6 protein-coding genes and 2 pseudogenes are annotated in these 6,000 nt (G+C 59.3%); 3 read left to right on the top strand and 5 right to left on the bottom strand.

What is annotated here, in order from left to right; translation table 11 throughout:
* Positions 1-78: 78 nt before the first annotated feature.
* From AC0L21_RS35590 to AC0L21_RS35575, 4 genes and pseudogenes are all read right to left on the bottom strand, one after another.
* Positions 79-507, bottom strand: coding sequence for an MFS transporter (locus tag AC0L21_RS35590; RefSeq protein WP_473266444.1), 429 nt, complete (start codon positions 505-507; stop codon positions 79-81).
* Positions 417-1,373: an IS481 family transposase gene (locus AC0L21_RS35585; RefSeq protein ID WP_473255990.1), complete on the bottom strand. Its 957-nt coding sequence runs from the start codon at positions 1,371-1,373 to the stop codon at positions 417-419. The genes AC0L21_RS35590 and AC0L21_RS35585 overlap by 91 nt, the downstream gene beginning before the upstream one ends.
* Before the next feature lie 303 nt (positions 1,374-1,676).
* The gene (locus tag AC0L21_RS35580; protein ID WP_473255991.1) at positions 1,677-2,144 is read right to left on the bottom strand and encodes a hypothetical protein; all 468 of its coding nucleotides are present in this window, start codon (positions 2,142-2,144) and stop codon (positions 1,677-1,679) included.
* Between the two features lie 94 nt (positions 2,145-2,238).
* Positions 2,239-3,166, bottom strand: a pseudogene (locus AC0L21_RS35575) (transposase family protein); the annotation flags it as partial.
* Between the two features lie 762 nt (positions 3,167-3,928).
* Here AC0L21_RS35575 and AC0L21_RS35570 point away from each other — a divergent pair.
* The 3 genes from AC0L21_RS35570 to AC0L21_RS35560 are packed head-to-tail and all read left to right on the top strand — an operon-like array spanning position 3,929 to position 5,034.
* Entirely contained in the window at positions 3,929-4,267 is a 339-nt protein-coding gene (locus tag AC0L21_RS35570) for a helix-turn-helix domain-containing protein (RefSeq protein WP_231144208.1), read from the top strand.
* The gene (locus AC0L21_RS35565) at positions 4,209-4,589 is read left to right on the top strand and encodes a hypothetical protein (protein WP_473255992.1); all 381 of its coding nucleotides are present in this window, start codon (positions 4,209-4,211) and stop codon (positions 4,587-4,589) included. Before AC0L21_RS35570 ends, AC0L21_RS35565 begins: the two co-directional genes overlap by 59 nt.
* A 49-nt stretch (positions 4,590-4,638) precedes the next feature.
* Positions 4,639-5,034: a transposase gene (locus AC0L21_RS35560; protein ID WP_473255993.1), complete on the top strand. Its 396-nt coding sequence runs from the start codon at positions 4,639-4,641 to the stop codon at positions 5,032-5,034.
* A 225-nt stretch (positions 5,035-5,259) separates the two neighbouring features.
* Here the strand turns inward: AC0L21_RS35560 and AC0L21_RS35555 are convergent.
* Positions 5,260-5,655, bottom strand: a pseudogene (locus AC0L21_RS35555) (transposase); the annotation flags it as partial.
* Between the last annotated feature and the right edge of the window lie 345 nt (positions 5,656-6,000).

Raw genomic sequence — 6,000 nt, 5'->3', positions numbered from 1 at the left:
ACACAACCAGTTGCCAAAACTTCTTCTCGGTGTGACATTCAACGACGGGATCGAGGTCATCGCCAAGCCGACCGACCGTCAGCCCACAACCGCCGCCGCCTGACCGGCCCCGGCCGTCACCAAAATTTGGCGATAGCTCCCCATACGGCGGGACGGGGCAATCTTAGACGCGACCGCAGCCGCCATGGCCCAATAGAAGCCGTGAACGACAGCGCCCACCGTGCGTGCCAACAGTAGCCCTTCGAAACTGTGAGAAATCATCGCCGCAACATTGGTTGCGGAAAGAATAAGCATAAAGGCGATGAGTAACGGCTTGCGAGGAAACTTCTGAAGCAGAACAGGCGACAACAGAGCGCTCGCAGCACCGATCCAGCCATAGAGGCTCACGATGAGCCCGACCGCTGCCTGATCGCGTCCTAGGTGTGGAGCCTCAAGAGGTTGTCCTCGGTTAGACCGAGTCTGCTGATTGGCTTTTGGGAGTTTATACCACCATGTGGTCTGTGCCAGTTGTATTGGTGCAGCCAGATTGGCAGTTCTTGGGCGCGCCGATCTGATGTTGGATAGGCTTTGGCGTAAGCCCATTCCCGAAGTGCGGTCTGGATGAAGCGTTCGGCCTTGCCGTTTGTTCTCGGCGTGTAGGGCTTGGTGCGGATATGCTTGATGCCCAAATCCCGACAAGCATCGCGGAATGCGAAGGACTGGTAGCAACTCCCATTATCGGTCATGACGCGCGCGACGGTGACGCGGAGGCTTTTGTAATAAGCCACAGCCGCCTTGAGGAAGGAAACAGCACTCTCCGCCGTCTCATCGGGCTTGATCTCGGAGAAGGCGACGCGGGAATGGTCGTCAATGCAGACGTGGACGAAATCCCAACCGGCGCCACGGCTTTTGTTCGGGCCACTCGGATCGCCGGTGATGCGGTGGCCGACACGCTGGAAACGCCCGAGTTTTTTGATGTCGAGGTGAATGATTTCGCCTGGATTCTCGCGCTCATAGCGACGTTCCGGCTCGGCCGGCTCCAGATCGCGGATCCGGTTCAAGCCCAAGCGGCGCAGGACGCGGCTGACGGTGGCCGCCGACACCTCGACCTCGGCCGCGATCTGCTTGCCGGTGTGGCGCTGCCGGCGCAAGGCCTCGATGGCTGCACACGTGGCTGGCGGGGTTTGGCTCGGCGATGAATGGGGTCGCGACGAGCGGTCGCGCAAGCCATCCACACCTTCCCCGCGGAACCGCTTGACCCATTTGGCGACGGTCTTCGGCGTCGTGTTGAACTGGTAGGCAGCGTCGGCCTGGCTCAGCCCACCTTCCACCACGCTTCGGACCATCGCCTCTCGACCTTTGGGCGTCAGAGGCGCATTCTTGTGGATGTTCATCTGGTCTCTCCTTGGAAAACTGAAGCTTCGCAACCTCAGCTTCCTCGGTTCAGACCAGATGGACAACCTCCTGAGAGACCACACCTAGGTCGCGAGCAATCTGAGACAACAGCCCGATAGGTGCTAACTCTGCCGAGACACTATCAAACGAGGCGATGCCAGCACGATGACGGCGAGCCAGATGCGGAGCGAAGAATCTGTACCGTCGCTCGTCATTATCGGACCCCAGAGTGAGAAGATTCCGGCCGTCTCATGTTGTCGATGATTAGCCGGTACTTGTTATTCATGAACGCGGTCCTGAGGCTATTGTCTGCCACGGTCAGTTGCTCGTCCGCGGTCAAGCCCATTGCCTCCGTCGATCGGACAACGAGTGTCGTCCAAGCACTCCGGAAATATGCCGGGTCGTCGGAGTCGACCTTGAAGTAGAGGCCAGCATGCAGAGCCGAGATTGTGCTCTTCGAGCGGAGGAAACACCTTCAGTTCGACTTTGAGAGTGGGCACACCGCAAGGGCAATGCCCTTCTCGGGCAAGGCGTCGCATCAGCCGCGGATCAGCCTCACATTGAACGCCATGATCTATGCGGCCGACGTCTAGCCTGCCGATCGCCGCAGCCACATAGTCTGACGGGCCTTCTTCGCCAGCATGCGCCGTCGTCTTCCATCCGAGCGTGTGGGCCTGTGCAAAAACTACGGCAAAAGGCGAAGGAGGATATCCGTTTTCCGGTCCACCAAGCCCAGGCGTCAATATCCTGGCGTGCCAGGGCCGCGCCATCTCGACAGCGGCGAAAGTGTCAATCGGTATTGGACTGGGACCCCCGATTGGGTCCAAAGGGGGCTCTGACGCAATTTTGATGCAGCACTGGCCATGTGGTGCCGAGCAGCCGAGCCTGCAGCAAGTCGAGCTTGGCGTGTCGTACATTTTGCGCTTGACTAGTTTGAGCTTGGTGATCGGGCCCTCTGTCTTTCGGTTGGACCAAAACGTTGTGATCGCTGCGCTGACGGCGGCCTTGTCCTTAATGACGCCGCTGGCGAAAGACATGAGGCTTGCGCATGCTCGTTCCAACCATGGTCCAAGCTCTCCGTGAGCCTTGTTGCGGATCATCGCATGGAAAGCGCCTATGATCTCTCGAGCTTCGGCCAGGAGAGGAACGCCTTGCTCAATCGCCGCAATGGTGACGGTTTCTGACTTTGATTGAGTATCGCCGCCATTGGTCATCTGGCGGGCGATCGTTTCTGTACTTTCTCCGCGAGACTCTCGGGTAGGAGAGTGATCTGTCGTCGCCGCTCGAGGTCGTGGATGATTGCTCCGTACCGCTGATTGCGGCGCCATGCCCAATCCTCGATGCCGATAACGCTCGGCGCAGCAAAGGGCTGATACCCGCGCCTCCTAACCACCCGAAGCATTGTGTCGTTGCTCACGGGCAGCATAAGTAAATGGCAAAACGCGCCGCCGGGCGGCCTCCCAAGGCAAGGCCAGGGTGATGGACGATCAGATCGAGCCAGCTCGTTCGCCGCGCCCACCGTGCCAGAGCGCGGTCATCGAAGCGCTCGGTGAAAATACGCAGGCTGCACAGAATGGTAACGCAGCCGAAGCGGCGCGCCACGACCACTAGGCGAACCTGCCTCCCGCCAGCGGCAGATCGGTTAGGGCGCTGATATTGGCTATGTATTCGCCTAGAACTGGTCCCGCAGTCGGAACAGAAACTCGTGCCCCTCGTGGGGGAGGTACGGTGACGGTTGTGCGCCACTCCAGCCGCGAGGTACCAGAGCCGATGGATGTAGGGCTCGTTGCATCATATAGTTTCCTTCGTGAAACCAACGCGAGCCGGCGCTTGAACTTCATGAAAAGTGAATTCAGAGCCCGATTGGACGCCGGATTACCCCGAATACGGCGGCCCTGTTCCCCGCCGAAACACGAGCGCTCTCCCTTAGACGCAAGCCACTGAATGTACTCAGCCATCTGGTTGGAGATTGCTACGACAATGCTCTCGGCGAAACCATCAACGGTCTCTACAAGGCCGAGGTGATCCACCGGGGCGCACCATGGCGCAGCTCCGAGCCCGTCGAGCTGCATCGATTGTACGTGTGGACTTGTCCTCCTGGCGTGGGTTAGCCATGTCGTTGTCCATTACTGCAGGTTGATGACTTACTACCACTAGTCGCCCGTTTCCGAGTGCTTCTGGTCGCGCATACGTCTGAAAAAGCGGCTCTACTCATAGCGAAGTCCTGCGCAGAACGAACCTTCCACTTCTGGTAAGAGCTCGGCCTGCCGAGCAGTGCGACTGCTTGCCGCTCGCACACTAGACGATCGATTCCATGAAACCTGCGATGCTGGAGTCGGCTGAATGGGTGGAACGGACGGGCAGTTGGTGGATTCCTCGTTTGCGGTCGGCGAAACGAGGAGCTGTATCATGGCTGGAGGCGGCGAGCGGTCGAGTTGGCGATGGCCGACGAAGAGATCGCAACATTGGCGGCTCTTTCGCGGTCGAGAACTGAACTAGCGAACCGGGTCTCGCGGGCGCAGATGCTGCTGACGTATCGCAAGAATCCTTCGCTTTGCGCAGTAGGTCAAAGACTTGGAGTCCATCATCAGACGGTGCAGCGCTGTGTCGAGCGAACGCTGGCGATGGCCCGCTGGCCGCCCTTGACGATCGCCCCCGCCCCGGCAAGGAACCAACCATCACGCCTGAGGCCAAAGCCTGGTTGGTGTCGTTGGCGTGTGACAAGGCGAAGGACCACGGCTATCCACATGAGTTGTGGACGACGCGGCTGTTGGCGCGCCATGCGCGCGAACACGGGCCGGCTGCAGGGCATGCATGCTTGACCAATTTGGTCCTTGTGCAAGATCCTCGGCAAGGAGGAAATCAAGCCGCACAAGGTGCGCTACTATCTTGAAAATCGCCATGCTGAGTTCGAACGGAAGATGGCCGAGGTCCTGTGCGTCTATCGTGAAGTCGCAGTCCTGAAAAAAGCCCCTGCCAAGTCGAAGAGACGGGGAAAGCCGGTGGCGATCGTGTCGTGCGACGAAAAGCCGGAATCCAGGCCATCGCAACGACGGCGCCGGATTTGCCGCCCGAACCCGGCATCCACGCCGGCTTTGCGCGCGACCACGAGTACAAGCGGCACGGCAGGCTCAGCCTATTGGCCGGGATTGATCTGCTCACCGGCAGAGTTCACGCTCTCGTCAGAGACCGTCACCGCAGCCGCGAGTTCATAGAACTCCTCAGACTTCTCGATGCCGCTTATCCGAGGAGCACCCGATCAAATTGATCCTCGACAATCATTCCACGCACATCTCGAGAGAAACCAAAGCCTGGTTCGCTACCCGACCAAGCGGGCGCTTCGAGTTCACCTTCACGCCCAAGCACGGCTCGTGGCTCAACCTCATCGAGGGCTTCTTCTCCAAGTTCGCTCGTTCGGTCCTGCGCCACATCCGGGTCGCATCAAAACATGAGCTCAAGGAGCGCATCATGGCCGGTATCGACGATGTCAATCGCCACCCCGTCATCCACACATGGCCTTATAATGTCAATCGCCCTTTAATTGCGGTTTGTTGTCAAGTTTACATTTCTGAACTCGCCCACGGCACGGTGGTAGTGCTCGCGCCGTCGGAGCTGGTCCGGGTTGCGGAGACGGCGCGGGCGCGGCTGATACGTGCTTAGCCGGCTAGGCATTGGATCGCCGGGGCTGGTTGATGTCTTCGCTGGGGTCATGGTCCTTTCCGAGGTCGCGCAGCGCCTCATGATGATGTCCGGGTCGGGCGCCTCAACGTTTGCAGCGGAGTGCGGTCGAGGCGCCAGCAGCCGATTGACCGAGGTCGCCACAACACCGTCCCAGCGGGACATCGCCAGTCCGGCAGACCGGACCAGGAATTTTACAAGATCTGATCAGGCTTCCTTCGCCTGGTCCCAATCGAACGATGTGCCGTCGCCCCAGATACAGTGAAGAACAGGCGATTTTGCGCGCGATGGCGACCTTTGCCTTTCGCATGCCATTTCGCTTGGCGAGCTTCATGCCCCAAGCCTTGAGAGAGGACAATTTCTTCGTTCGATAAAGCAGGACGGTCGCCGCCTCGTACAGGTAAGTTCGGAGAAGACGGTCGCCCCATCGTAATATCTTGCCATTGATGTCAGTTTCGCCAGACTGGTTGCGTCGAGGCGTAAGACCCAGATAGGCGCCGACGCTTGATGCCGATCGGAAGCGCGATGGGTCGTCGATCGTATGGCGGAAGGTCAAGAGGTCACCACGCCGACACCAGGAACCGTCATCAGGCGGCGCGTCGTCTCATCCGACTTCGCCAACTGGCGGACTTCGTTATCGAACTTGCTTTGCGAGACATCCAGCCCAACATATTGCTTCATAGCCCACTCCGATTTGCAAGGTTGCGGGAAGGCTTGAAGATAGCGGACCTTTCAAGCCGCGGGCGCCGACCGCAATTACGTCATCGTTTGCAAATTTGACCCGTCGTATTGCCGCATCAGCGAATGTTACCCTGATAGCTCAATTGCCGATGACGATCCGATGTCGGCTGATCGGCCGCGCCAAGTGGCTTTCCCGGCTTGCTCGACGAGAGGGGCTGTGGGCGGCTCGGGCCATACATAGCCCGAGCCGTCTACAACCCCGGGCAA

It is taken from the genome of Bradyrhizobium sp. WSM4873, from assembly GCF_055811355.1.
This window is presented reverse-complemented; position numbering and strand designations above follow the sequence as displayed.

What these genes read in the sequence shown, in the direction of transcription:
- AC0L21_RS35585 (WP_473255990.1), bottom strand. Translation starts at nt 1,373, where the DNA reads ATGAACATCCACAAGAATGCGCCTCTGACGCCCAAAGGTCGAGAGGCG.
- AC0L21_RS35580 (WP_473255991.1), bottom strand. Translation starts at nt 2,144, where the DNA reads ATGGCGCGGCCCTGGCACGCCAGGATATTGACGCCTGGGCTTGGTGGA.